The sequence below is a fragment of the Pseudomonas sp. BF-RE-25 genome (assembly GCF_019956105.1).
Classification (GTDB): Bacteria; Pseudomonadota; Gammaproteobacteria; order Pseudomonadales; family Pseudomonadaceae; genus Aquipseudomonas; species Aquipseudomonas migulae.
In genome coordinates, this window is record NZ_JAHBDB010000009.1 from 22,926 (window position 1) to 47,775 (window position 24,850).

General features: G+C 59.1%; 19 protein-coding genes. 7 read left to right on the forward strand and 12 right to left on the reverse strand.

All coding sequences use genetic code 11. The features are described from left to right. Nucleotides 1-36 precede the first annotated feature (36 nt). Nucleotides 37-894 carry an SDR family oxidoreductase gene (locus KGB24_RS04830; RefSeq protein WP_223415112.1) on the reverse strand — a complete coding sequence of 286 codons (858 nt, stop codon included), beginning with the start codon at nucleotides 892-894 and terminating at the stop codon, nucleotides 37-39. Between the two features lie 188 nt (nucleotides 895-1,082). Here KGB24_RS04830 and exbB point away from each other — a divergent pair, with 188 nt between their 5' ends. The 6 genes from exbB to KGB24_RS04860 all read left to right on the forward strand — a co-directional run bounded on the left by exbB (nucleotide 1,083) and on the right by KGB24_RS04860 (nucleotide 8,036). Then, nucleotides 1,083-2,051: a tonB-system energizer ExbB gene (exbB, locus tag KGB24_RS04835; protein ID WP_223415113.1), complete on the forward strand. Its 969-nt coding sequence runs from the start codon at nucleotides 1,083-1,085 to the stop codon at nucleotides 2,049-2,051. A 6-nt stretch (nucleotides 2,052-2,057) separates the two neighbouring features. After that, nucleotides 2,058-2,486 carry a TonB system transport protein ExbD gene (gene exbD, locus KGB24_RS04840; RefSeq protein ID WP_008030611.1) on the forward strand — a complete coding sequence of 143 codons (429 nt, stop codon included), beginning with the start codon at nucleotides 2,058-2,060 and terminating at the stop codon, nucleotides 2,484-2,486. After that, nucleotides 2,483-3,229 (forward strand): energy transducer TonB, encoded by a 747-nt coding sequence (locus KGB24_RS04845; RefSeq protein ID WP_008030614.1) that lies wholly within the window; start codon nucleotides 2,483-2,485, stop codon nucleotides 3,227-3,229. The genes exbD and KGB24_RS04845 overlap by 4 nt, the downstream gene beginning before the upstream one ends. Nucleotides 3,230-3,542: 313 nt before the next feature. Further along, a complete protein-coding gene (locus KGB24_RS04850) occupies nucleotides 3,543-4,472 on the forward strand; it encodes a hydrogen peroxide-inducible genes activator (protein WP_008030615.1) in 930 nt (309 codons plus the stop codon). 9 nt (nucleotides 4,473-4,481) lie between these two features. Further along, nucleotides 4,482-6,557, forward strand: a complete 2,076-nt coding sequence (recG, locus tag KGB24_RS04855; protein WP_008038062.1) for an ATP-dependent DNA helicase RecG — start codon at nucleotides 4,482-4,484, stop codon at nucleotides 6,555-6,557. Between the two features lie 78 nt (nucleotides 6,558-6,635). Next, nucleotides 6,636-8,036 carry an aminoacyl-tRNA deacylase and HDOD domain-containing protein gene (locus KGB24_RS04860; protein ID WP_008030618.1) on the forward strand — a complete coding sequence of 467 codons (1,401 nt, stop codon included), beginning with the start codon at nucleotides 6,636-6,638 and terminating at the stop codon, nucleotides 8,034-8,036. 78 nt (nucleotides 8,037-8,114) lie between these two features. On the opposite strand, the gene KGB24_RS04865 is transcribed toward KGB24_RS04860, so the two are convergent. After that, the gene (locus KGB24_RS04865; RefSeq protein ID WP_008030620.1) at nucleotides 8,115-8,504 is read right to left on the reverse strand and encodes a hypothetical protein; all 390 of its coding nucleotides are present in this window, start codon (nucleotides 8,502-8,504) and stop codon (nucleotides 8,115-8,117) included. A gap of 334 nt (nucleotides 8,505-8,838) precedes the next feature. Here KGB24_RS04865 and KGB24_RS04870 point away from each other — a divergent pair, with 334 nt between their 5' ends. Continuing rightward, entirely contained in the window at nucleotides 8,839-9,237 is a 399-nt protein-coding gene (locus KGB24_RS04870) for a DUF6124 family protein (RefSeq protein WP_008030625.1), read from the forward strand. Between the two features lie 130 nt (nucleotides 9,238-9,367). Here the strand turns inward: KGB24_RS04870 and KGB24_RS04875 are convergent, their stop codons facing one another. The 10 genes from KGB24_RS04875 to tssK all read right to left on the reverse strand — a co-directional run bounded on the left by KGB24_RS04875 (nucleotide 9,368) and on the right by tssK (nucleotide 24,849). Then, nucleotides 9,368-10,606 carry a lysozyme inhibitor LprI family protein gene (locus KGB24_RS04875; protein ID WP_223415114.1) on the reverse strand — a complete coding sequence of 413 codons (1,239 nt, stop codon included), beginning with the start codon at nucleotides 10,604-10,606 and terminating at the stop codon, nucleotides 9,368-9,370. 192 nt (nucleotides 10,607-10,798) lie between these two features. Then, on the reverse strand, nucleotides 10,799-11,209 hold the full coding sequence (locus KGB24_RS04880) for a hypothetical protein (protein WP_223415115.1): 411 nt from the start codon (nucleotides 11,207-11,209) through the stop codon (nucleotides 10,799-10,801). 3 nt (nucleotides 11,210-11,212) lie between these two features. Beyond that, nucleotides 11,213-14,251, reverse strand: coding sequence for a calcium-binding protein (locus KGB24_RS04885; RefSeq protein WP_223415116.1), 3,039 nt, complete (start codon nucleotides 14,249-14,251; stop codon nucleotides 11,213-11,215). A 16-nt stretch (nucleotides 14,252-14,267) separates the two neighbouring features. Then, nucleotides 14,268-15,287 (reverse strand): tetratricopeptide repeat protein, encoded by a 1,020-nt coding sequence (locus KGB24_RS04890; RefSeq protein ID WP_223415117.1) that lies wholly within the window; start codon nucleotides 15,285-15,287, stop codon nucleotides 14,268-14,270. 5 nt (nucleotides 15,288-15,292) lie between these two features. Beyond that, nucleotides 15,293-17,329 carry a type VI secretion system tip protein TssI/VgrG gene (tssI, locus tag KGB24_RS04895; protein ID WP_223415118.1) on the reverse strand — a complete coding sequence of 679 codons (2,037 nt, stop codon included), beginning with the start codon at nucleotides 17,327-17,329 and terminating at the stop codon, nucleotides 15,293-15,295. Between the two features lie 28 nt (nucleotides 17,330-17,357). Then, a complete protein-coding gene (locus tag KGB24_RS04900; protein WP_192228191.1) occupies nucleotides 17,358-18,359 on the reverse strand; it encodes a serine/threonine-protein kinase in 1,002 nt (333 codons plus the stop codon). Further along, complete coding sequence (locus tag KGB24_RS04905) at nucleotides 18,356-19,084, reverse strand: PP2C family protein-serine/threonine phosphatase (protein WP_223415119.1); 729 nt, start codon at nucleotides 19,082-19,084, stop codon at nucleotides 18,356-18,358. Before KGB24_RS04905 ends, KGB24_RS04900 begins: the two co-directional genes overlap by 4 nt. After that, nucleotides 19,084-22,623, reverse strand: a complete 3,540-nt coding sequence (gene tssM / locus KGB24_RS04910) for a type VI secretion system membrane subunit TssM (protein ID WP_223415120.1) — start codon at nucleotides 22,621-22,623, stop codon at nucleotides 19,084-19,086. Before tssM ends, KGB24_RS04905 begins: the two co-directional genes overlap by 1 nt. Nucleotides 22,624-22,636: 13 nt before the next feature. Continuing rightward, nucleotides 22,637-23,512, reverse strand: a complete 876-nt coding sequence (gene icmH / locus KGB24_RS04915) for a type IVB secretion system protein IcmH/DotU (RefSeq protein ID WP_008030654.1) — start codon at nucleotides 23,510-23,512, stop codon at nucleotides 22,637-22,639. 5 nt (nucleotides 23,513-23,517) lie between these two features. Beyond that, complete coding sequence (gene tssK / locus KGB24_RS04920; RefSeq protein WP_008030656.1) at nucleotides 23,518-24,849, reverse strand: type VI secretion system baseplate subunit TssK; 1,332 nt, start codon at nucleotides 24,847-24,849, stop codon at nucleotides 23,518-23,520. Between the last annotated feature and the right edge of the window lies 1 nt (nucleotide 24,850).

The window sequence follows — 24,850 nt, forward strand, 5'->3', positions numbered from 1 at the left end:
AAGCCGGCTCCTACAGTTGTTTGGGGTGGAAGGAAATCAGCAGCGGCCTTCGAGGATAGCGGCGTACCCTTCGCGATAGCTCGGGTACTTCGGCACCCAACCCAAGGCCTTCACCCGCGCATTGCTGCATTGCTTGCTGCCAGTACGCCGCACACTCGCATCGTCAGCCCATTCAGTCACGCCCAGATATTCACGCAACCAATCCACCACTTCGGCCAGCGGCGCAGGCGCGTCGTCGACGCCGATATAAACGTCATCCAACGCCACACCGCGCCGATCCGCCTCAAGCAGAAACGCCATCAACCCGGCCGCGTCATCCACGTGAATCCGATTGCCGTACAACGGCGGATCAATCGCCACGCGATATCCGCGACGAACCTGCGTCAGCAGCCATTCGCGGCCCGGGCCGTAGATGCCGGTCAAACGCACGATGCTTGCCGGGATGCCACTGTTGAGCGCCACTTGCTCCGCCTCCAGCATCAGTCGACCTGAATAGCCGGCAGCGATGGTCGGCGACGTTTCGTCGACCCACTCGCCGTCCTGCTGGCCATAAACGCTGCTACTGGAAACGAACAGCAAGCGATTGGGCACCTGTCCGTAGTCGTCCAGCCACTCGATCACATGCTCCAAGCCCTCGACATAAGCGGCTCGGTAACCGGCTTCATCGTGAACGGTGGCTGCCGCGCAATACACCAGGTAGTCCACCGCACCGACCGGCCAGGTTTGCGGGCAATCCTTGTTGAACAAGTCACCGGCAACGCCAATCACCCCCTCGGGCAGGCGCGAGACGTCACGGCGCAGACCATGGACCTCCCACCCGCAACCGAGCAATTGTGTAGCCAGACGACTGCCGACATCACCGCAGCCGGCGATCAAAACAGAGGGCGCGGACATCAAAAAACTCCTATCGGAAAGCCACAGACTAGCGCCGGCAATGGACGAGCGGCTAGCAATGAAGGAAAAAAAGATACTCTATTACTTCTGTTAACAAGAATTACTTGCAATAATGCCCGCCACTTTTGTTCTCGGCCTTCGAGGCCTGGAAGAACATTTACCGTCTTTTTCTCTCAGGTCCGGCCAGCATGACACGCAATCAACTCCCCGCTTCGCCAACCAATCGACCTCGCGCCTGGAGCGCGGTGGCCGCCCTGTTGCTCAGCCTGATGCTGGCGCCAACCGCCGCCTTCGCTGACGCACAAGCCCCGGCCACCCCAGCCGCTGCCACTGCGCCCGCTCCCGCAGACCACTCTGCCGAACACGCAGCACCGGTTGCCACCGATCCGGCCCAGGCCGTAGACGCCGCTGGTGAAGACGCGCCGCAAGTCCTCGAAGCCGACAACAGCCTGGGCATGGCCCATGACCTGTCGCCGTGGGGCATGTACCAGAACGCCGACATCATCGTGAAAATCGTGATGATCGGCCTCGCCATCGCGTCGATCATCACCTGGACCATCTGGATCGCCAAGGGCTTCGAGCTGATGGGCGCCAAGCGTCGTCTGCGCACTGAAATCGTCCACCTGAAGAAAGCGGCCACCCTCAAGGAAGCCAGTGTAACGGCAGCCAAGCCCGGCACCCTCGCCAACCTGTTGGTACACGATGCGCTGGAAGAGATGCACCTGTCGACCAACAGCCGCGAGAAAGAAGGCATCAAGGAACGCGTCGCCTTCCGTCTTGAGCGCCTGGTCGCAGCCTGCGGTCGCAACATGAGCAGCGGCACCGGCGTCCTCGCTACCATCGGTTCTACCGCGCCGTTCGTGGGCCTGTTCGGCACCGTGTGGGGCATCATGAACAGCTTCATCGGCATTGCCAAAACCCAGACCACCAACCTCGCCGTCGTGGCTCCCGGCATCGCCGAAGCCTTGTTGGCTACTGCACTGGGCCTGGTGGCCGCGATTCCAGCCGTTGTGATCTACAACGTGTTCGCCCGCTCCATCGCCGGCTACAAGGCGCAAGTGTCCGACGCCTCGGCAGAAGTCCTGTTGCTGGTCAGCCGCGACCTCGACCACCAGCCTGAGCGCAGCTCGCAACCGCACATGGTGAAAGTGGGGTAATCGGCCATGGGCCTGCATTTGAAAGAAGGCGCAGACGACGATCTGGCCGAGAACCACGAAATCAACGTCACGCCGTTCATCGACGTGATGCTGGTGCTGTTGATCATCTTCATGGTGGCCGCTCCGTTGGCCACCGTGGACATCAAGGTCGACCTGCCTGCCTCCAGCGCCAAACCGGCGCCGCGGCCAGAGAAACCGGTGTTCCTCAGCGTCAAGGCTGACCAGCGCCTGTTCCTCGGCGAAGACGAAGTGAAAGCCGAAGCCCTCGGTGCCACGCTCGACGCCAAAACCCAGGGCAAGAAAGACACGACGATCTTCTTCCAGGCCGATAAAGGCGTGGACTACGGCGACCTGATGAGCGTGATGGACAACCTGCGCGCTGCCGGCTACCTGAAGGTCGGTCTGGTCGGACTCGAGACGGCAGTGAAGAAATGATCACGACGCGCCATAAGCTGACGCGTTACGGCGGTAGCCTGGCCGTGGTGCTGGGCGTCCATGCGCTGGCCATTGCGCTGGCGCTGAACTGGACGTCGCGCCCACCCATCGAGCTGCCGCCGCAGGCGATGATGGTCGAGTTGGCGCCGGTTCCGGCACCACCTCCTCCGGCACCACCGAAGGTGATAACGCCACCACAACCACCTGCTCCGGTGGAAGAGCTGCCGATCCCGAAACTGGCCGAAGTGCCGAAGGCAGAAATCACCGTACCGAAGCCGGTCAAACCCAAGCCCAAGCCTCAACCGCCCAAGCCTGTGGAGAAAAAGCCGGAGCCGCCGAAGGAAAAACCGTCCGAGGAAAAACCGAGCGAAGCGCAACCGACCCAGGCACCGTCGGAGAAATCCGCTCAACCGGCACCGGGCCCATCGCCCGCGCAGCAAGCAGCCAAGGCCAGTTGGCAAGGCACCCTGCTGGCGCACTTAGCCAAGTACAAAAAGTACCCGGCCAGTGCACAGGCGCGGGGCAAGGAAGGTTTGAACCGTCTGCGCTTCGTGGTGGACGGCGAAGGTAACGTGTTGTCGTTCGAACTGGTGGGCCGTTCCGGCAACGCCGATCTGGACCGGGCCACCCTGGAAATGATCAAGCGTGCCCAGCCGCTGCCCAAGCCACCGGCCGACATGCTGAACAACGGCTCCATCGAAATTGTTGCACCGTTTGTTTACTCGCTGGAACGCCGCCGCTAAAGGCTGACATAACTCTTGTAGGAGCTGGCTTGCCAGCGATCGACTGCGCAGCAGTCGCCCCCCCCCTGCAAGTGCGGTGAGCCTGCAAGATCGCAGAGGCTATGCCCGACTGCGCTGCAGTCGGATCGCCAGCAAGCTGGCTCCTACAGAGAGATTGGCGATTTGCTCGAGAAAGGCACCCGAAAGGTGCCTTTTGCATATCCGCCAGCGGCAAACGCGCATTGCCCGGTGTCACTCGACACACTCTCTCTGATAACGTGCGTCTATCGATTGCAGCCGGTATGCTTGGCCCGCAACTTCATGGACGCTCGCTATGACTCTTACAGAATTACGCTACATCGTTACCCTCGCCCAAGAGCAGCACTTTGGCCACGCGGCCGAGCGTTGCCACGTCAGCCAGCCGACCCTGTCGGTGGGCGTGAAAAAGCTTGAAGACGAACTCGGTGTGCTGATTTTCGAGCGCAGCAAGAGCGCCGTGCGCCTGACCCCGGTCGGCGAAGGCATCGTGGCCCAGGCCCAAAAAGTCCTGGAACAGGCCCAAGGCATCCGCGAACTGGCCCAAGCCGGCAAAAACCAGCTGACCGCCCCGCTGAAAGTCGGCGCCATCTACACCGTCGGCCCGTACCTGTTTCCGCACCTGATTCCGCAACTGCACCGGGTCGCCCCGCAGATGCCGTTGTACATCGAAGAAAACTTCACCCACGTGCTGCGCGACAAACTGCGCAACGGCGAGCTCGACGCGATCATCATCGCCCTGCCGTTCAACGAAGCCGACGTCCTGACCCTGCAGCTCTACGACGAGCCGTTCTACGTCCTGATGCCGGCCCAGCACCCGTGGACACAAAAAGAATCCATCGACGCCGCCCTGCTCAACGACAAGAGCCTGCTGCTGCTCGGCGAAGGCCACTGCTTCCGTGATCAAGTGCTGGAAGCCTGCCCGACGCTGACCAAAGGCAACGACGGCGCCAAGCACACCACAGTGGAATCCAGCTCGCTGGAAACCATTCGCCACATGGTCGCCTCGGGGCTCGGGATTTCGATCCTGCCGCTGTCGGCCGTGGACAGCCATCACTACGCCCCCGGCGTGATCGAAGTGCGCCCACTGACCGCGCCGGTGCCGTTCCGCACCGTGGCCATTGCCTGGCGCGCGAGCTTCCCGCGTCCGAAGGCCATTGAAATTCTCGCTGACTCCATTCGCCTGTGCTCGGTGGCCAAGCCGCCCGCACCAGTGGCTGCGGCTTAAGTCGCTGTCATGACCGAGTTGTCGCAAGTGTCGGTCACGGCACTCAAGGGTGTCGGCGAGGCCATGGCCGAGAAACTGGCCAAGGTCGGCCTGGAGAATCTCCAGGACGTGCTGTTTCACCTGCCGCTGCGTTATCAGGACCGCACTCGCGTAGTCCCGATCGGCCACCTGCGACCGGGGCAAGATGCCGTGATCGAAGGCACCGTCAGCGGCGCCGATGTGGTCATGGGCCGGCGCCGCAGCCTGGTCGTGCGCTTGCAGGACGGCACCGGCGGGCTCAGCCTGCGTTTCTACCATTTCAGCAACGCCCAGAAAGAAGGCCTCAAACGTGGCACGCGGATTCGCTGCTACGGCGAAGCGCGGCCCGGTGCGTCGGGACTGGAAATCTACCACCCGGAATACCGCGCCCTCACCGGCGACGAGCCGCCGCCGGTGGATGAAACCCTGACGCCGGTGTACCCGCTCACCGAAGGCCTGACCCAGCAGCGTTTGCGCCAGCTCTGCATGCAAACCCTGACGATGCTCGGCCCGACCAGCCTGCCGGATTGGCTGCCGAACGAACTGGCGCGGGACTATCAACTGGCGCCGCTGGCCGACGCGATTCGTTACCTGCATCACCCGCCGGCCGACGCCGATGTCGACGAACTCGCCCTCGGTCATCATTGGGCGCAGCATCGTCTGGCCTTTGAAGAACTGCTGACTCATCAACTGTCCCAGCAGCGCCTGCGCGAAAGCATGCGTTCCCTGCGCGCGCCGGCGATGCCGAAAGCCACCCGATTGCCAGCCCAATACCTGGCCAATCTCGGCTTCAATCCAACTGGCGCCCAACAACGCGTCGGCAACGAAATCGCCTACGACCTCAGCCAGCACGAACCGATGCTGCGCTTGATTCAGGGCGACGTCGGCGCGGGCAAAACCGTGGTCGCCGCCCTTGCCGCACTGCAAGCGCTGGAAGCCGGTTACCAAGTGGCGTTGATGGCGCCGACCGAGATCCTCGCCGAGCAGCACTTCATCACCTTCAAGCGCTGGCTCGAACCACTGGGCATTGAAGTCGCGTGGCTGGCCGGCAAGCTCAAAGGCAAGAACCGCGTGGCCGCGCTGGAACAGATCGCCAGCGGCACGCCCATGGTGGTCGGCACCCACGCGCTGTTCCAGGACGAAGTGCAGTTCAAGAATCTGGCATTGGTGATCATCGACGAACAACACCGTTTCGGCGTGCAACAGCGCCTGGCGCTGCGGCAGAAAGGCGTCGGCGGGCGCATGTGCCCGCATCAGCTGATCATGACCGCCACGCCGATCCCACGCACGCTGGCGATGAGCGCCTACGCCGACCTCGACACCTCGATCCTCGACGAACTGCCGCCCGGCCGAACCCCGGTCAACACCGTGTTGGTCACCGACACCCGGCGCGTCGAAGTCATCGAACGGGTGCGCGGTGCCTGCGCCGAAGGGCGTCAGGCCTATTGGGTGTGCACGCTGATCGAAGAGTCGGAAGAGCTGACCTGCCAAGCGGCGGAAACCACCTTTGAGGACCTCACCGCCGCCCTCGGCGAGTTGAAGGTCGGGTTGATTCACGGCCGCATGAAGCCCGTGGAAAAAGCCGCCGTGATGGCCGAATTCAAGGCCGGCAACCTGCAACTTTTGGTCGCCACCACCGTGATCGAAGTCGGCGTCGATGTGCCGAACGCCAGCCTGATGATCATCGAAAACCCCGAACGCCTCGGCCTCGCGCAGTTGCACCAATTGCGCGGCCGCGTCGGTCGGGGCAGCGCCGCCAGCCATTGCGTGCTGCTCTACCATCCGCCGCTGTCACAGATCGGCCGTCAGCGCCTGGGCATCATGCGCGAAACCAACGACGGTTTTGTCATCGCCGAAAAAGACCTGGAACTGCGCGGCCCCGGCGAAATGCTCGGCACGCGGCAGACCGGCCTGCTTCAATTCAAGGTCGCGGACCTGATGCGCGACGCCGACCTGCTACCCGCCGTGCGCGACGCCGCCCAGGCATTGCTGGAGCGTTGGCCGGATCACGTCAGCCCGCTGCTCGACCGCTGGCTGCGCCACGGGCAGCAATACGGCCAAGTGTGAGCACCGTCGCAGTTTCTGGACCCTGCCCTTAAACAAGCTGGTTATACTCCTGCAATTGTTTGAATACGGATACAGACCATGACTGAAGCTGCCCTCGTCCCCGAAACCCCGCACGCTCCGTCTGTTATTCGGCTGCTGCTCGCCAAACTGGGCATCGCCTACGAAGAAGTCCTCGACCACCACGGCCTGAACGCCTCACGCAAAGTGCAAGCGGTGCTGCTCGACGACGCCGTGGGCGCGCTGATGGTGCTGTTCCCGCAAAGCCAATTGCTCGACCTCAACCGCCTCGCCGAACTGACCGGCCGCCGCCTCGCCGCCGTGTCGACCGAGCGCCTGGAAAAGATGCTCGGCAAACACAACCTGAGCCTGCTGCCCGGCCTGCCGGCGCTGACCAGCTCGCCCTGCCTGTACGAAGAAAGCCTGCTGCGCGAACCGAAGTTGCTGATCAACTCGGGCGAGCCGGGCGTGCTGCTGGAAATCACCAGCGAAGCCTTCAAGACCATGCTGACCAAGGCCAGCGCCGCCAACTTTGGCGAGAACGTGAGCAGCATCCGCCCGAACCTCGACCGCCCGGACGATGACCGCGAGGAAATCACCCAGGCCGTCCAGGCGTTCACCGCGCGACGCATCCAGCAACGCCTGGAAGCCACCATCGAAATTCCACCGCTGGCCGAGACCGCGCAGAAAATCATCAAACTGCGCGTCGACCCCAACGCCACCATCGACGACATCACCGGCGTGGTCGAAACCGACCCGGCCCTGGCCGCACAAGTCGTGAGCTGGGCGGCATCGCCGTACTACGCCTCGCCGGGCAAGATTCGTTCAGTTGAAGACGCCATCGTCCGCGTGCTGGGTTTCGACCTGGTGATCAACCTCGCGCTGGGCCTGGCCCTGGGCAAAACCCTCAGCCTGCCCAAAGACCACCCGCAACACACCACGCCGTACTGGCAGCAATCGATCTACACCGCCGCCGTCATCGAAGGCCTGACCCGCGCCATGCCGCGCGCCCAGCGCCCGGAAGCCGGCCTGACCTACCTCGCCGGCCTGCTGCACAACTTCGGCTACTTGCTGCTGGCCCACGTATTCCCGCCGCACTTCTCGCTGATCTGCCGCCACCTGGAGGTCAACCCGCACCTGTGCCACAGCTACGTCGAGCAACACCTGCTCGGCATCAGCCGCGAACAGATCGGCTCATGGCTGATGCGCTACTGGGACATGCCCGATGAGTTGGCCACCGCGCTGCGCTTCCAGCACGACCCGAGCTACGACGGCGCCTACGCTGAATACCCAAACCTCGTGTGCCTGTCCGTGCGCCTGCTGCGTAGCCGCGGCATCGGCTCCGGCCCCGATGAAGACATCCCCGACGCCCTGCTGGAACGTGTCGGTCTGACACGCGACAAAGCCAACGACGTCGTCAGCAAAGTCCTCGAAGCCGAAGTCCTGCTGCGCGAACTCGCCTCGCAATTCACCCAGGCATAAAAAAACCCGCTCCCACACTCGGTCAAATGTGGGAGCGGGCTTGCTCGCGAAGAATCCACCTCGGTCTACCTGACAACCTCAAACCTTGGCTTTGGCCTTCGCCTTCCGCGGCTTCAAATACTTGGTCAACCCCTGAAACCAGATCACCAACGCCGGGTTGCCCTTGATCTGAATCGACTTGTCCTGAATCCCCGTCATAAACGCCAATTGCTTGTTCTTCGCCTGCATCGTGGCGAAGCCATACGCCGCATCTTTAAACGCAATCGCAAACGCCGGCTCGGCATACACGCCCGACTTACTGGTAATGCGCTGATCCTTCACAAAGAAATGCCGCGCCACTTTCCCGTCCAGGGTCTGTAGCTGGAACACCAACTCCTTGTCACCCAACTGCTGCTGAAACGCAGGATTAGTCCGACTGGCCTTACCCATCAACAAACCCAGCATCCACAGAAGAAAACGAAATTTCATGCGCACAGCCTCAAAAGGAAAATGAACGGCCGGCGCAGTGTAGCGGCTTCGAGCGAGAACGCCACTATTGCGCAGTGTTAGAAGAAGATGCCGTGGTTTTTGACGCTGATGACTACCAAGTCATTGACGAAACGCTGTTGTTTAAAAGCTGAGGTTTTTTGGTCTTTCTACGCTCGAGGCTATCGGATATTTCCTTCAACTCGTGGTGTTGTTCATGAACTAGGCATCCCTGATCTTCATCGATAACCTTTGCTCGTTGCCGCGAAATCAGCGACCGGATGTGCAAGTCCGAAATCGGAGAAAAACAATTCATTAACTCCAAGGATTTACACCAATGACCAATCCGACATCCAAATCGCCCGAACACGAAGCCACCTCTCCCTACGAATCCTTAGATTCCAAAAAACTCCACGAAGCTGCCGAGCGCGCCCTCGACCATCACCTCGGCACACCGCCGGATAAAAAATCCAAACGTCGCAACGGCGACCTCTTCAGCGTCTGCCCCGACATCAACACTGAAGCCCTCCTCGCCAACGCCTCGGAAGACCTCCTGTCCATCAGCGCCATCGCCTCCGACCTCGCCGACGGGGTGGAAGGCTCACGCCGCTCCGTAGCCCTGGCGCTCAGCCGCATGGCCGACGGCGTGCATTTGTTGGTTGAGCGAGCGCTGGATCATTTGGATGAACCGGAAATGGCGGCGATTTTCGCCAAGCAACAAAGCCGAGTCAGCTGACCTGTAGGAGCCAGCTTGCTGGCGATGGTGGCGCATCAATCGACGTAAAAAAGGGGACTTGGCGTCCCCTTTCTCGATAATCCCTGACTCAACAGCCTGTCTCGGGCGGCGAGTTCAGACCTGTCTTTTTTTAGCGGTTCATGGGTAACTGAAAACGCATTCGTACAGCGCAATAGGCGAGGTCTTCGCGCAACATGCGGAAACTCATGTCGCACTGCGCATCGGCATATTGCTTCCAAACCGGATCGTCGAATTCAACTCCGCCTAGCAGGTTGATCGAGACCTTTAGGCCGTTTTCTCGATCCGGCCCTGCCATCAGCGATGCAGCTTTGTAAAAGCCATCATTCGGCATCCCTGTCTGTAGATAAATGAGCTCACCCAACCGGGCATTGGTTGTTTGCGCCAAGCACGCAAGCTTCTCAATGGGCGCCTCCGCTCCCGGCAAAGCGGACTGATAGATATCCTCGCAATACGTTTCTTTGAAACGCACCCACTTTCTTTGCACATCGGTCAGTTGCTTCTTGTCTGCGGGAGACAAACTGGCCATTGCTTTCTTGTATTGGTCATTCAACACGGCATCGACTTTTTCGAAGCTTTGCTGCCCGCAAGTGATCAAATCGGGATTGGTAAAGCTGTCGGGGTTGCAGGCTTCCTTGGCGCTAGCGGAAACACTTGAAGCAGATGAAGCATTCGCCGCCGGAGGCCTAGCCTTTTCTGATGTGCCGGAAACGCAATTGGACAGGCAGGACACCGTCGGCAGATTCGGATCGTCATTTCCGGCAAATACGTAAGTCGCAACGCCGACACGGGTTCGTGCTGTATACACGGGAACACTTACGACCAAGGATTTGAAGGGCACGGAGACGGATGGGACTCTCGGCACAACTACCACGTCACCCTCAACATCTCCACACAATGCCTGCATAGCTGATTCGCTGAAAGGCACACCGCTTGGCGGAGTGAATTGTTTGGAGTCAGGTCGGCAGTCGTAACCGTGCCAGTAAGGCCCCGACTGTTTAGAGGTATCTAAGGAGAAGATGTAAATCCTCTGTAGTTCAATTATTCCACCTTTGTATCCGAACACCACCCAGCGGCGGGACCGAGCACTGGAAAAACTTTCATTAGCCAGAATGTACTGACTGCCATCCCGATAGAGCTCAAACGAATTCAAAGCGCCAGTCGGCTCCGCCGTGTCGGATAACTTCTTACCGGAACCGGCATCCAACATATAACCATTGCCATCCAGCACCACCGAGCAATTATTCGTTGCACTCCCTTTCTGCGCGCACGACCGCAGGGATTGAAAGATCGGTTCAGCAACCACAATCGGTGGACACAAGAACATCACCAACAACAAAACCTTATTCAATACTATTTCCTTGTATTGATGCATATACTAAAACAAAACAGCGAATACACTTATATACAGTCCAAAAACAATACAACTAACAAACCCTGTCAACCACCATCACACTACCCATACTCAACCAAGGAGGCGGATTTATTTGCTGCCTCCCTTAATCAGAGATGGAGACAGCTAAATTAATCTGACGCCTCGCAGTTATTTCCCTACTTCGGAACAGCTCAGGTCTTTAATTACCGCTGTCGTAACAGGAATGACACAGCTTCTACGCTGCTCACCGGTTGGCTGCAGAGGGGTTATGCTAAGTGTCAAATGAACCCCGTCAGCTTTCACCGAAATATCCTCGAAACCAGCATCAGCAAAGTCCGAACCGAACTTTTTACCTTCAAAGGTACAGAAGTTCGAAGAAGACAGAACTTTCCAGTTTTTCTCAGGGCTAATCACCTGAACATCAAGACAACTATTACCGAATGTTTTTACATACCTGACGACATCATTGCCAACGCGGCCGGCCCCGACTTCCGAGACAGAGCCGATATCTGGAATTTCGGCTGCTGCGTGTCCCAGGTAAAAAACACAAAATAGTGGTACCAACTTCGAAAATTTCATAAATCACCTAAGATAATCAACACGTCTATTGAATCGATCTTCAGGCACATTGCCCCATTTCGAACGATCGCCTATTACATCTGAAAATGCAGACAAATTATTGTCTGTCATATGTCTTTGAATAAGGGCCCTGGAATCCCCTGTGTAGTCACCTCGATAAATTAAGTCGATGGCCATATCCTGAATTTTAGGACTTGTAGAATCCCAATTCAAACGACCGTAAAGATTAATAGCATCGGTCTTATCCGATATCCTCACAACTTCACTTTTCATGAATTCATAAATTGGCACGAACAGTTGATGCTGCTGTTTCCGGGTTATGAATATTTTTCTGATTTCTGGGCTCGCGCTCTGTAGATAATTTCTTGCGGCACTCCCACTTAAACCTTTTGCCCCCAATAGCCAACCCAGCAATGGTTCTTTAATCCCTACAGCAGCAAGATCACTTTCGGGATTAGGTCTCTGGCCAAGGTCGTAACCTCTCCCGATCGTAACTCCAGAAACGCCCCCAGGCCAATGGACCTTCCGACTGAAATACATATGCAATGGGTTCGCCGGGTCTTCCAGATCATTCCCTTCCACGTCAAATGTCAACTGACCTTTATCGACCTTCAGCCACCTCAAATCATTGTCATCATCCACGGCAAGGGAGTTTGCGATAAAACCTATTGGATGAAAGTGATAAATCAAACCAGATTCGATGGCCGCTTTCCCGGAAAGCTCATCCCAAAAAACATACTTGCTGATCCGCTCTTTTTCATGCTTCAACGTCTTCGGGGAGGTTTCCAATAGCTGATCCAACTTGCTCCACTTTGCAGAGTCCGCTTTGTCCTTCCACTCGGTCGGATGATGAGCGATTAGCTTCGACCACCGTGAACGTGTTTCAGCATTTTTTAACGCATTCGCGAGCTCAGCTGAATCGACTTGGCCGTCGTGGTTTGTGTCAATTTTGGCGAACAAGTCTTTGAAGAACTGCGGCATGTCTTCGGGATCAAGGAAACCATCCGCCGTTGCGTTTGTTTCTTCAACAATCTGGAATCCGAGTTTTTTCCAATCATGCTGGGTGATGATGTTCGCGTCTGCTTTATTTACCAGGCCGCTGACCGGTTGACCGTTGTCGGTGACGCTTACGTTGTACCAGTCTTCCGTGCCGACCTTTATCACCGGGGCCTTGCTGAGGTCGACGGCGTGGTCGAGCTTTAGCGGCGTCGTGCCGGTCGCCGGGGCTACTTTCTTGAGCTCTGTTCCGGTCGGCAATTCAAGGTACTGCTTACCTGTTTTAAGGCCAGCGAGGTTTTTGAGGAAATCTTTCACTTCCGACTCGGCGGTGAATATTTCGACGTGAACCTGAAACTTACTGTCCGACGCGCCTTGCTCGCTAGTGAGACTTTCCGTCTGCCCCAGGTATCCAATCGGATCTCCCGCCTTGATGCCAGTGCTGGTGGCTACAACACTATCGAACTCACTGGGCGTGACGGTCTCCCAACTTACGCATTTATTCGGCAGTACGTTCTCCACACAGGCCCAGAACATCGGCGGCACAACACCATTCCCCCAAAGCGCACCACTCACTAATGTGCAAGCGGCCATGCGCAGCGTTTGATTGCCGACGGAAAGGTTTAACACCGCTTTACTGTCGAATTCTATGACGCTGCCAACGTTCAGCTGCAACGTCCCTTTCGGACTACCGGCTGGCTGTCCATTAGTGGGATTCGCAGGCGCGTCGTATAGCGGCAAGCGCTTCACCAACTTCGCTTTAACCTTGCCCTGCCAATAGTTAGGCCGAAGACGCTCGGGCAGCAACTCTTCCTTCCAGATTTGAGTATTTGCGGTGTTTTTGTAGGGCTCTCCATTTTTCAGGTAAGCGAACCAGACTGCATCTCCAACGCCACGGGTTTTGGTCGAGCCTTTTTTCACGCTTCCGGAAAGAATTTTACCTTTGGCATAAGTCAGTTCACCGCTGTCGGCCGTTTCGAGAATTTCCATTTGACTGCCATTAACCAGTTTTCCGTCGGCCTGCGAGACGACACCGGGCTGGGGCGCCGTTGGATAGGCATTGAAGTCACCGACTTTCATGGTGACTTTCTTGGCGGGCGTTTCTTCAGGAGCCAGCGGGTAACGAGCATGAGGCAACAAGTGCATGTAAAGGCTGTAGAAATTCAGCTTGTTTTGCTTGCCCTTGTTCGGTCCTTCTTCCGCATTCGGCGCGGATTTGTATTCGTGACGCACCAGGCAGAAGGAGTTGGAGTACTTCAGTTTTTTCTCGTTGTCTCCGAAGGTCGATTCCAGATAATCCTCATTAAGGCGATAAGCAACGACTTCGCCATCGGCCATGCAGCGTATCGGTTCATTCAGGACACATTGTGGGACACTTGCATCGCTGATGTGGATGCCTCCATGCCAAAACTTATTGCTACCCAACAGGTAATGGCCCGACTTTTCATTTTCGAGAGCTTTGTACACATCTTCTGCATCGGTGAACTGTTTACCGTCAGCCTTACGGAACGGATATTGGAAGTTCATAAGAGGTGCTGGACCTGCCGATGCAGGAGCAGGTGTCGGTGCGGGAGCGGCCGCTGGTGCCGCACCCGACCTATATTGCTCTTTTGCTCTCAAGAACTTTGTCGGTACAGGCCAGTAATACGCCGGAGGGTTATTACCGAAAAAAGCCTCCGAAGGCCCGTTCGTGGTTTGAGCACCAAAGATTTTGCCGCCGCTAGAAGCCGGGTTGAAATCCATGACGATGCCGGTATGAAACAAACGACGGGAGCCTCCGGTAAGGGGAAGAATATCGATCCAAAGGGCGATATCGCCCTTCTTGACCTCTGCTGGAGCCACCTCCGTGTAATAGGAGGAGACATTCATCGTTCTCGTCTCCTCATACGGAATTTGGTACCCCGCTCCAGTGAGCAACAGGTTCACCATATGAGAACAATCGATCAGCTTTTTTCCCGCGGCGTTTGTTTGCTGGCCATCACCACCCATCAGGTATACGTAATCACCGCCGGTGTACTGGTTTCTTAAATCGAGTGGTTCGGTCATTTCTGCTTCCTGCAAATTAATAGCAATAGCTGGCTTTGGTAGCATCAGCGTTTTGCGTATTCAAACGTTTCACGTTTCTGATGGCGGTGTCGTTACCCTGGTCGGCAGCTAGGCGATAGCACGCCAGAGCTCTCGACATATCTTTAGTAACAAGCCTTCCTTCTTCGAAGGAATAACCCAAGTAATTCATTGCGCTCGCAGAGCCCATTGAGGCAGCGCGAATGAGCTCCTTTTCAGATTGTTCGGGATGCAGGCAAGGGCCTTCAGCCGCAGGGTTGTTTCCGTAACAATAAAACGTGGATAGTGAGGCAGCCCCATCAGCGAGAGTGGTCGCAGCCGCTTTAAAAAGTGCCTCAACCTTCTCCGTCTCCAACTGCGGGGCCATCCCCGAAAGACTCAAACTGGCAGCATTCAAGCTGGCTTGAGGATCCCCTGAAGCCGCCGCACACAGATAGTTTTCCAGCGATGCCTCAAAAAATTCGCCCGTCAACCGGTATTGCTCCAGCCCCCCCAGTCCCCCGTAGACTTCCGCGCGCTGAAAGCAGAAATTCTCCACCTCGCTCATGCTCGGCTTACTCGCCACAATCAGGTCTTTCTCACTGATCGACCAGTCTTCAACACCCTCAAGCACCCAACATGCCTGACGAGAAAAACTCAAGATCTTGATGTTGCTGTTACCCGCTCGCTTATCCACGACGTTGAAGTGACTGTCGTCGACCGCTTCGACTTCGACTCCTTTTGTCTTTGCTGTGGCTATGGGTTCCATCAGTGGAAATGCCAATGTGGAGCTGTTGACTCCCGTCGTTTGCGGCTCAAAATTACCGCTCTCCCCCGCGGGCTTTAAAACAAGCAACTTCACTGTCATGGCAGTCAGGCGCTGCTGCGTTTCTGCATCCGCAGAAAACGTCGGAAGGAACTGTGCAAAGTCCTCGGATGGGCATTCATTCGCATAAACGCTGCCATGAAACAGGCTAAGCAGCGACGCGGTGAAAACTGCTACAGCGAAGCCATTTGTCTTCTTCGAAACATCATTCATATCGATCACTCAGAAAACACAAAAAAAGCCTTCGGTTTAACTTTCTCAGGCGGAGCATTCCCCAACGCCGGATCCATCAAACTCCCCGCCTTATCCTTATCCGCAGCCCCCGGCAGCACCGGCGGTTTAATCCCGATCCCGGTCCCCGAGCCCGCCGAACCACCGGCATTGATCTTCACAATCGGCCCAACAACCGTCACACCACCGCCATCCAGCTTGATAAAGCTCCCACCGCCCAAAATGGTCAGTTCCGACCCGGCCTCGATAACAATCTTCGCCCCAGCCTTCAGGTGAATCTCTTTCCCAACGCTAGTCAGCTGCGCAGTCCCCAACTTCACATGCTGGTTCTGCCCAACCGTCAGGTGATCATCCACCCGCGTTTCAACCTTGCGATCAGCAATCGTGGTGCGGTGCTCTTCAGCCTTCAGCTCGGTGTAGGTGTTCTTCACCACCGTGTCATGCCGCTCATTGCCGACGCGAATCTTCTGGTCGTGCTCGATGTTTTCATCCCAATCCCGCTGGGCGTGGATGAAGATCTGCTCCGCCCCTTTTTTGTCCTCAATCCGCAGTTCGTTGTACCCGCCGCCGCCCGGTGAGCTGAGGGTTTTGAACACGCTGCGGGTTTTGTTCGCCGGCAGTTCGTAGGGAACCTGGTTTTCCTTGTGGTACAGGCAACCAGTCACCAGCGGTTGATCGGGATCGCCTTCCAGGAAGGTGACGAGGACTTCCATGCCGATGCGCGGGATGACGATGGCGCCGTAGCGGTCGCCGGCCCAGCTTGAGGAGACGCGCATCCAGCAGCTGGTTTTGTCGTCGGCCTGGCCTTCGCGGTCCCAGTGGAATTGCACTTTGATGCGGCCGTATTGGTCGCAGTGGATTTCTTCGCCGGCGGGGCCGGTGACTTTGGCGGTCTGGCTGCCGAGTACGCGGGGTTTTGGGTGTTGCAGTGCCGGGCGGTAGAACACGGCCCATGGGGTGGCGAGGAAGCGGTTGCGGTAGCCCTGGTGGAAGTCGTCTTTGTTGTCGGTGGTGTCGCTGGTCACGGACTCTTCGAGGACTTGCGGCTGTTTGCCTTCGTGGACGATTTCGGTGAGCAGCCAGAGGTCGTTCCACTCGGTGCGTGGGTGGTCGGACATTTCCAGAAAGTGACCGCTGATCAAGCGGGTCTGGTCGCCGTGGCCTTCGGCTTGCTGGTAGTCGGCGCGGTGGCGTTCGAGGACGCGCTGGCTGAGGAATTTGCCGCGCGCGCGGTCGAGGAAGCGGCCGGGGTAGTCGTAGTCTTCGAGGTCTGGTTCGTCGCTTTGAACATCGGGCTTGTAGGCCGCTTCGAGTTGCAGGCGTGGTTTTTCGAAATCGTAGTCGCGGCGGGTGGTGCGACTGGTGCGGGTTTCCAGGCGCAGTTTGAAGCCTTTGATCACCGGTTCGTCGGCGACCATGCCACTGCCTTGCACGTACGCGGTTGGCTGGCCGAGTTTGGGGAATACGGTCTGATCGTCACCGAATACCAGCAAGTGAGCTTTTTCGCTGTGCTGGAAGTGGTAGTGAATGCCTTCTTCTTCGCACAGGCGCTGGACGAAGTGCAGGTCGGTTTCGTCGTACTGCACGCAGTAGTCGCGGTCCGGGCATGGCTGACTGAGCTGGAAGTTGTAAGCGTTGCCCTTGATACCGTGTTCTTCGAGGATCAGCGCGATGATTTTTGGCGCGGACATCTGCTGGTAGATGCGCTGGTTGGTGCGGTGATGCAGGTATTGCAGGTGCGGCACCAGGGAGACTTTGTAGCGGGTCAGGCGCTTGCCGGCATCACCTTGGGCGACGCGGTAGATCTGGCCGTGGATGCCGCTGCCCTGTGGATCGAACGCCAGGAATGCCTGTTTGTGCAGGAGTTTTTCCAGGTCCAGATCGGGGTTTTCGCTGACCAGTTCCAGGTCGAAGCGATATGGCTGGCTGATGCCTTCGGTGCCGGTGAACGACAGCACTTGCAGGTCGCCGACGTAGTCTTCGACAGTCAGGCTGAAGTGCGTTTCGTTAGCTGGGTTGAACATTGCTTGCTCCCTGTTCGGTAGTCATCCGTTACGCCCGAAGTCGCAGACGTTGCAGCAAAGACAAAGTGGCGCCCATGGCGTCACGCAGTTGTGCGGCGGTGATCGTTCGATCGGCCGCATCGAATGCCAGCGCCGTTCGCAGGGCTGGCCAGCAGTGTTTCGGTAGATTTTTCGGGGCGTGCAGTTCGCGCTCCAGGTGTTCGTCACGGGCCTGGGTCGAGGGCAAGCGGCGGAACGGGTGTTTGCCGCCCGCCAATTCGTAAAGCACGCAGGCCACGCCGTAGACGTCGGCGCTGGCGGACAGCGGCTGGCCTTCGAGCAGTTCCGGTGCGGCGTAGCCTGGGGTCCAGGCGTTGAAGCGGTCGCGGCTCAGGTGTGGCAGGCCTGGGAGGATGCCCTCCTCGGCCTGGCCCAGACCGAAGTCGAACAGGCGCACGCCTTCTTCGCTGAGCATCACGTTGCTTGGCTTCATGTCGCCGTGCAGCACGCCGCGCGCGTGGGCGTAGGCCAGTGCGTCGAGCAGCGGCAGCGCGATGTCGCGCAGTTCGTTCCACGGCAGGCCGAGTGGCCGTTCGCAGAGCAGTTTGTCCAGGGTCAGCCCACGCATGAGTTCCATGGTGATGAAGGCACGCTGGCAATCGGTGTCCACTTCAAAGGTGTGCGGTCGCAACACATTGTTATGGCGCAGGCGTCGGGTCAGTGCGAACTCGCTGTAGAGCAAGGCGCTGGCGTCCGGCGATTCGGCAAATTCTTCGCTGAGGATTTTCAGCGCGATGTAAGGGTCGGGATCGCCGAACTGTTCGCTCAGCAAGTCCCGTGCACGGTAAACCGCGCCCATGCCGCCGGCACCGAGCAGGCGCTCGATGCGGTAACGCCCTGCCAGCACGTCCGGCAGTTCACCGACGCTGGCCCGTGTCGGCGCCAACGCGGGCTCAGCTTGATGCGACTTGGCAAACGCAAAGTAAGTCAGGTTATTGGCTTGCTCTTCGCTCATCAGCAGGTCGTCGAGCGGCGGCATGAGTTGGGTCATTGGCGGATCACCACGGCAGTCAGGTTGTCCCGGGCCGAACCACGCAGCGCGCCGTCAAACAGACGCTCAAGCGCGACATGCGGCGCGGTCAGGCTCAGGGCGCTACCCAAGGCATCGCTGCTCAGCCCGTTGTACAAACCATCGCTGCACAACAGAAACGCATCGCCGGGGTAAACCTCGAGTTCGAGCACGTCCAGCGTCAGTTGCTCGGCCGCCCCGACCGCACGGGTCAAGGCATGCGCGGCGGGATGCGCGCTGGCGTCTTCGACGCTCATCTGTTGCTCGTCGATGAGTTGCTGTTGCAGCGAATGGTCCTTGGACAGCTGATACAAACGCTGGCCGCGCCACAGGTAGCAACGGCTGTCGCCAGCCCAGATGCAGGCCGCGCGATTGCCTTCCACCAGCAGCGCCACGACGGTGCTGCCCATGATGCTGTCGTGGCGCCCGGCGGTGACGGTCAACTCCTGACCCAAGCGGCGGTTCAGCCAGTGCAGGCACTGGCGAATGCCTTTGAGTCGTTCGTCGAAGTCATCCTGCGCCGGCAATTCCGCCAGGCTGGCGACGATCAACTGGCTGGCAACGTCGCCGCCCTGATGACCGCCCATGCCGTCCGCGACCACCCACAGCCCCTGCTGCGGACTGTCGAGGAAAGCATCTTCGTTGCGCGCCCGAACCTTGCCGGCATCGGTGCGCGCAGCGCTGCGCCAGGCACTGGCAACCAGCATCAGAGCTGCACCGGCATACGGAAGGTGCGCAACACGCCCATGTCGAACGGGTTCGGCGTGCGCTGGCTGGTCAGCAAGTAGTTGGCGCGCAGGCCACCGACGTCCGCCTTCAGCACCAGCACGTCACGACCGCTGAGGTACTCGGTCTGCATCAGGTCGAACAGACGGAACAGCGACCACGGGCCGGAGTTCTTCTCGATGCCGATCGGGCGGCCCGCCATCTTGTCCATCACCAGGCTGGTGCGCCCGTCTTCAGCATCGGTCGGCCATTTGAACGACACCGGCACAATCGGGCCGTGACGGTATTCGATGGTCTTGTCGCCGAACTTGAACTCGGAACGGCTGACGGCCGGGTCGAGGGTGTACGGCTCCAGTTTGAACTGCACTTGTGGTTCGGCCGGGTTGATCGAGAAGAAGCTCTGGCGGATCACTTGGGCCGCAGCCATCTGGTCGAGGTAGACCTTGGAGATCGGCATGCTGTGACCGTCAATGCTGCGCAGACGGTAGTTGCCCGGATCGCCACTCACGAACGGACGCATGTAGGTATCGAAGAAGCGATCGGCAATGCCCTGCGCCTTGAAGAACTCGCGGAAGTCGCTGATCGCCACGTCGCTGGTGCTGTGGGCGCTGAACGGGTAGCGCTTGTTGATCGCCTTGCCGTAGAAGCTGTACAGCTCGCTTTGATAACGCTGGTTCAGGTACTGGTAGGAATCGTTGAGCACCAGACGCCAGGTGTCTTCGGCCAGCACGTTGAACCACACGCTGACCGGGCGCGGCAGACGATTCGAGGCATTGCGCAGGTTGCTCAGCGCATCACGCTGGCCGCTCATGCGGGTCTTGGCCATTTCGAACGCGGCCTGCTCCGGCGCACTGGCGCGCGCAAGGCTCGACAGTTGCATTTGCAGGTCGTTGAGCGCCGTCAGCGCCGGGGTCAAATCAGCGGCCGGGCCGTTGTTGTCATCCAGCAAACGGTGCAGCGGTTCGAAGCGGCGTTGCAGGGATTTCTTCGCGGTGTCCGGCAGGTTTTTGATCGCGGCCATGTCCGAGGCTTTGTCCGCGGCGGCAGACGCCAGTTTGCCCAGCTTGCCCAATTTGCCTTTCTGCTCGCCCAGTGCGGCAGCGGCATCAGCCGCTTGATCGACCGCTTCGGCTTCTGCCGGGAACCGGGTGTTTTCGCGCACTTCCACCAGCAGTTGCAGCACCGGCGAGTTGGCCGAGGTCAGGCCCGCCAGTTGCTCGGCGCCCTCACTGAAATCGCTGATCGGAGGCAGTGCAACCTGGCCCACGGCTTCGCTCCAGAAGTTGGCGTAGTCGCGAAAGTACAGCTGCTCCAGTTCGACCATCAGGCGACGCAAGTCCATGCCGCTGATGCCCGAACCTTCGCCCAGCACCCAGTTGTCACGCAGGATGTCGGTGACCAGCGCACTGCCCTGCACCGAGAAATACTGCTGATAACCCTGCTGGGTGTAGAAGCCCGGGATCACGTAATCGGTGCCGACAAACAGCGCACCCTGCGGGCCCAGGTGTTGGCTCAAACGGTATTCCGGCAGGTCTCGGGCCTGCTCGCGCAGCATCCGGTAAACCACGTTGGCCAGCGACTCGCTGCGCAATACCTGACGCGCCTGAGCCACCAGTTGATCGTTCAGCGGGTAGATAAACGGAAGCTTGAGCAAGCGCTCGAAGTGCGTGTTCAGGCCGTTCTGCACCGCAGTGTTGCCGGCGTAACGCAGGGACCAGTCAGTCGCGACCCAGTCCTTGAGCCACACCGCATCGCGGCGATCTTTCATGTTTAGCATCAGGTACGCGCGCAAGCTGTTGAGCAGGCGTTCGCGGTCCTTCATGTTGGCGCGGATCTGCCCTTCCAGCAGGGTCGCGACCTTCGGCAGCAATTGCTTTTCGAGCTCGCGCTCGTAAGCCGCCTTGACCACCGGGTTGACGTCTTCGCCCTGATACAGGCCGCCACGCTCGTGGTAACCCACGTCGCCCTTTTTCGGGAACACCTGTGTCGCTGCGTAGCTGGTGTCGAGGGTCTTCAGTACCGCCATAGAATCATCACGTGCGGTCAGGGCCGAGCGCTGTTGCGTCCAGGTTTGTGCCAGGTTGCGCAGGTTTTCCAGGCGCTCATAGTTGGCCGAGAAACCGCTCGCCCACAGCAGGCCGAACAGGCCCAACGCCGCCAACGCACCGACGTACAACGCACGCTGGCCCCAATGGATGCGGCTGCGTTCGCGCTTGTCCAGACCGGCTAGATCGGCCTCAGGGAAAATCACCCGGCTGAGCAAATGGTGAATGAACCGCGAACGGCCGCTGCGCAGGGTCGGCAATACGCCGGAATTGATCCCCAGATTGGCGCCGATGCCGGCGGTGGTCTGGTCCATTTCCTGGGTCAGGTGCGGTGCGCTGGTCAGGTAGAAACCGCGCAACTGGCTGACACGCTGGTAACGGTTGCCGGTAAAAGCCATGTCGACGAACAGGCACAGGCGCTCGCCGATCTGCCCCAGTTGATGCGGGAAATCGAGGATGCGGCCACGGCGCTGGGTGTCGCGCTCCTGGTGCATGCGCATGATCACCTGGCTGTTCAGGCGACGCAGCAGCTCTTCGAACTCGGCGCGCAGCACAGTGACGTCGGTGCCCCTCTGCTCTTTGCGGAAGCTGGTGCCGAGCACCTGATCGCTTTCTTCGCGGGTCAGCTGGTCGAAGAACTCGTCGAAACCGAGCAACTGGTCAGCCTTGCTGAGGACCAGATAGATCGGCACATCGACGTGCAGTTTCTGATGCACGTCTTGCAGGCGCGCACGCACCTGACGCGCCAGCGTCTCCAGATCCTGCTCGTTAGCGCCCAGCAGCAATTCAACGGGAATGGTCACCAGCACGCCGTTCAACGGACGGTTGCGACGACGCTTGCGCAGCAGGTCGAGCAAAGTGCTCCAGGCGCTGCCATCGACTTCGGCATCCGCCTGGGTCAGGTAACGTCCGGCGGTGTCGATCAGCACACCGTGGTCGGCGAAGTACCAGTCGCAATGCCGGGTGCCAAGGGTATCGCGGGTCAGTTTGCGGTCGATCTTGTTGATCGGAAACTCAAGGCCCGAGAAGTCCAGCAGGCTGGTCTTGCCGCTGCCCTGCGGGCCGATCAGCAAGTACCACGGCAAATCACTGCGCCAGCGTTCGCTGCGGCCGCGATAGAGGCTCGAGGTCTTCAGGGTTTTCAGGGCGTCCTTGAAACGCTCCTTCAACTCCTTCTGCTCTTCGTCGATCAACTCTTCACGGCGGATACGATCCTGTCCATCCTCAGTCTCTTCGACCGCTTTCTTGCGCACACCGGCACGCCAGCTGACGAAGACCATGGTCAGGCCCCAGATCAGGAACAGCACACTGATGGTCAGCAGGCGGGAGGTCGAGCCTTCCCAGAACTTGTAGTCATCGACGGCCAACAGCGGCCCGACAAACCAGACCAGCAGCGCGACGAACAGCACCAGCAGCAAGGTCCAGACCCAGGTCTGGCGCACGAACGCGCCGACTTTCTTGAAAAACTTTTTCATCACACGTCCCTGTTTACGGCTGCGACAGCGGCTGGGCCGCGGCGGAATCCAGCGGCTGATAAGGTTGCAGAACGGTGTCGCGCTGCTCGCCCAAGACCCAGGCGAACCCCGAATACATCACCACCAGGCAGACCACGGTGAACAGCACCACCATCCACGCCGGCACGATGCGCACCAGGCTGCGACGCTGGTCGTTCAAGCCTTCCCAATGCGGCGACAGTTCACGCGGCACGTCGCCGCGCAGCTGACGAATCTGCCGGTACAAGGCGTCGCGGATGCCTTCGAGTTCGAGCATGCCGCGCGCTTGCACGCGGTACTTGCCTTCGAAACCGAGGGACAGGCACAGGTACATCAGCTCCAGCATCGGCAGGTGCTTGACCGGGTTTTTCGACAGGCGATCCAGCAGCTGGAAGAACTTCTCGCCACCGAAGGTTTCGTTGTGGAAGCTGCTGAGCAGGCTCATCTGCGACCACTCGCTTTCGTTGCCCCACGGCGTGGTCACGACGGCTTCATCGACCACGGTGCAGAGCACGTAACGCGCAGCCATCACCTGGCTGCTTTCGGCGCCGTTGTGCAGCGCGCGCACTTCAAACAGTTTCAGCCCGGCGGTCAGGCGCTCGTTGAGCGCGTACATGTCTTCGCGGCTATCGCTGTGCTTGAGGCGAACCACTTCCGACAACAGGTCGGAACCGGCGGCCACCAGCGAATTGAGGCTGATGTTGAAGGTCTCCGCCGGGCGCAGGCGGGCGGCGTAGATCATCCGCTCTTCGAGTTGTTCGAAACGCGGCGGTGCGGCGAAGTCGGTCAGCGGACTTTGCGCCGGGCCGTGGCCCTGGCGGTCGAGCAAGACGGTTTTATCGTCCTGATGGTGTTCCATGTCCTTGATCATGTCGGTCAGTTCCTGATGGCCCAGAATTTCAATTCAAGCTCGGCGAATTCGCCGGACACGTGGAACGCGAAGCCGCCAGAGCGCTCCAGTTGTGCCAGGTCTTCGGAACTGAGTTCGAGGATGAAATAGGTTTTGTTGGAGTGGAACGCGATCTGCCGTGGGGCCACCGGCAACGGTTTGACCTTGATGCCCGGCAGGTGCAGGTTGACCAGTTGGCGGATGCGCTCCACCGGGCCGACCTTGAGGTGCGCCGGCAAGCGGTGGCGCAGTTCTTCGGAATCGCAGTTGGCACTGGCCGCGAGCACGAACGACGCCGAGCCCAGCAGTTTGTGGTCGTGCAACGGCGAGACGATGATCCCGTACTGACGCGCTTGCAGGACCAGTTCGATGGCGTGCTGTTCGAGCACCATCGACAGCACCTGACGGATCGCTTCCATCAGTTTGCGGAAGCTCGCGCCCTGGTCGCTGTGCTGGTAACGGCTGTCCAGACGCGGGCGTTTGCTGTCGCTGGAGAAGGTCGCCAGATCACCGAGCATGGTCAGCAGCGTGCGGTACAGCTCTTCCGGGTGAACCTGTTCCAGACCGAGGTAGTGACGCAGCAGCAGCTCGGTGCGGTTGATCAGTTGCAGCATCATGAAGTCACCGACTTCCGCGCCACCGACCTTGCCGTTGGAGCGGATGCGCTCGGCGATGGTGTCACCCCGGTGACCGAGCATGCTGATCACTTCTTTCAGGCACGACAGCAAATAGCTGGAGGAATGCGCCTGAATGTAGGTCGGCACGAAATCCGGATCGAGGCTGATCACACCATCGGGCGTGGTGTCGAGCACGTCGCAGATCTTCAGCTTCACGTAGGCCTGATCGCTCTGCTGCTCGCCGAGCAACAGTTTGAAGTCCGGGCGACCGCAGCTGACCTGGCTGGCGGAATCGTCGCCGGCGTTGGAGTCGGCCACTTCCGCTTCGTACGCGGTGTAGCGCGCCAGCACGTCGGATTGCTCCGGGCGGCGCGACTCGATGTGGTTACCGGTGACCAGCGGCAGCGCCAGGTAAATCGGCGTGTTGCCGGTGTTCGGCGGCACGTCCAGCGCCAGTGGCTCGGTGTTGCCGCCGAGTTCGAACAGGCTGCCGTCCGGCAGAATCCCCGAGGCCTGGCTGATCACCAGTTTGCCCATGTTGAGGAACTGCAAATCGATGTCGAGATTGAGGAAACCCCAGGTGTAACTGCCCAGCAACTGGGTGCGGGTTTTCATCTGGTGGTCGTAGTAGCGATCGTTGTGCTGGAAGTGCTGCGGACGCAGCAGCATGCCTTCCTGCCAAATGACTTTATGGGAATTCATG

Excerpts from the sequence above, each read along its gene's own strand:
- KGB24_RS04865 (WP_008030620.1), bottom strand. The coding sequence starts at position 8,504 with ATGAAATTTCGTTTTCTTCTGTGGATGCTGGGTTTGTTGATGGGTAAG.
- KGB24_RS04890 (WP_223415117.1), bottom strand. The coding sequence starts at position 15,287 with ATGAATGATGTTTCGAAGAAGACAAATGGCTTCGCTGTAGCAGTTTTC.
- KGB24_RS04900 (WP_192228191.1), bottom strand. The coding sequence starts at position 18,359 with ATGACCCAACTCATGCCGCCGCTCGACGACCTGCTGATGAGCGAAGAG.
- exbB (WP_223415113.1), top strand. The coding sequence starts at position 1,083 with ATGACACGCAATCAACTCCCCGCTTCGCCAACCAATCGACCTCGCGCC.
- KGB24_RS04830 (WP_223415112.1), bottom strand. The coding sequence starts at position 894 with ATGTCCGCGCCCTCTGTTTTGATCGCCGGCTGCGGTGATGTCGGCAGT.
- tssM (WP_223415120.1), bottom strand. The coding sequence starts at position 22,623 with ATGAAAAAGTTTTTCAAGAAAGTCGGCGCGTTCGTGCGCCAGACCTGG.
- KGB24_RS04880 (WP_223415115.1), bottom strand. The coding sequence starts at position 11,209 with ATGAAATTTTCGAAGTTGGTACCACTATTTTGTGTTTTTTACCTGGGA.
- KGB24_RS04905 (WP_223415119.1), bottom strand. The coding sequence starts at position 19,084 with ATGCTGGTTGCCAGTGCCTGGCGCAGCGCTGCGCGCACCGATGCCGGC.
- KGB24_RS04885 (WP_223415116.1), bottom strand. The coding sequence starts at position 14,251 with ATGACCGAACCACTCGATTTAAGAAACCAGTACACCGGCGGTGATTAC.
- tssK (WP_008030656.1), bottom strand. The coding sequence starts at position 24,849 with ATGAATTCCCATAAAGTCATTTGGCAGGAAGGCATGCTGCTGCGTCCG.
- KGB24_RS04860 (WP_008030618.1), top strand. The coding sequence starts at position 6,636 with ATGACTGAAGCTGCCCTCGTCCCCGAAACCCCGCACGCTCCGTCTGTT.
- recG (WP_008038062.1), top strand. The coding sequence starts at position 4,482 with ATGACCGAGTTGTCGCAAGTGTCGGTCACGGCACTCAAGGGTGTCGGC.
- tssI (WP_223415118.1), bottom strand. The coding sequence starts at position 17,329 with ATGTTCAACCCAGCTAACGAAACGCACTTCAGCCTGACTGTCGAAGAC.
- KGB24_RS04850 (WP_008030615.1), top strand. The coding sequence starts at position 3,543 with ATGACTCTTACAGAATTACGCTACATCGTTACCCTCGCCCAAGAGCAG.
- icmH (WP_008030654.1), bottom strand. The coding sequence starts at position 23,512 with ATGATCAAGGACATGGAACACCATCAGGACGATAAAACCGTCTTGCTC.
- KGB24_RS04870 (WP_008030625.1), top strand. The coding sequence starts at position 8,839 with ATGACCAATCCGACATCCAAATCGCCCGAACACGAAGCCACCTCTCCC.
- exbD (WP_008030611.1), top strand. The coding sequence starts at position 2,058 with ATGGGCCTGCATTTGAAAGAAGGCGCAGACGACGATCTGGCCGAGAAC.
- KGB24_RS04845 (WP_008030614.1), top strand. The coding sequence starts at position 2,483 with ATGATCACGACGCGCCATAAGCTGACGCGTTACGGCGGTAGCCTGGCC.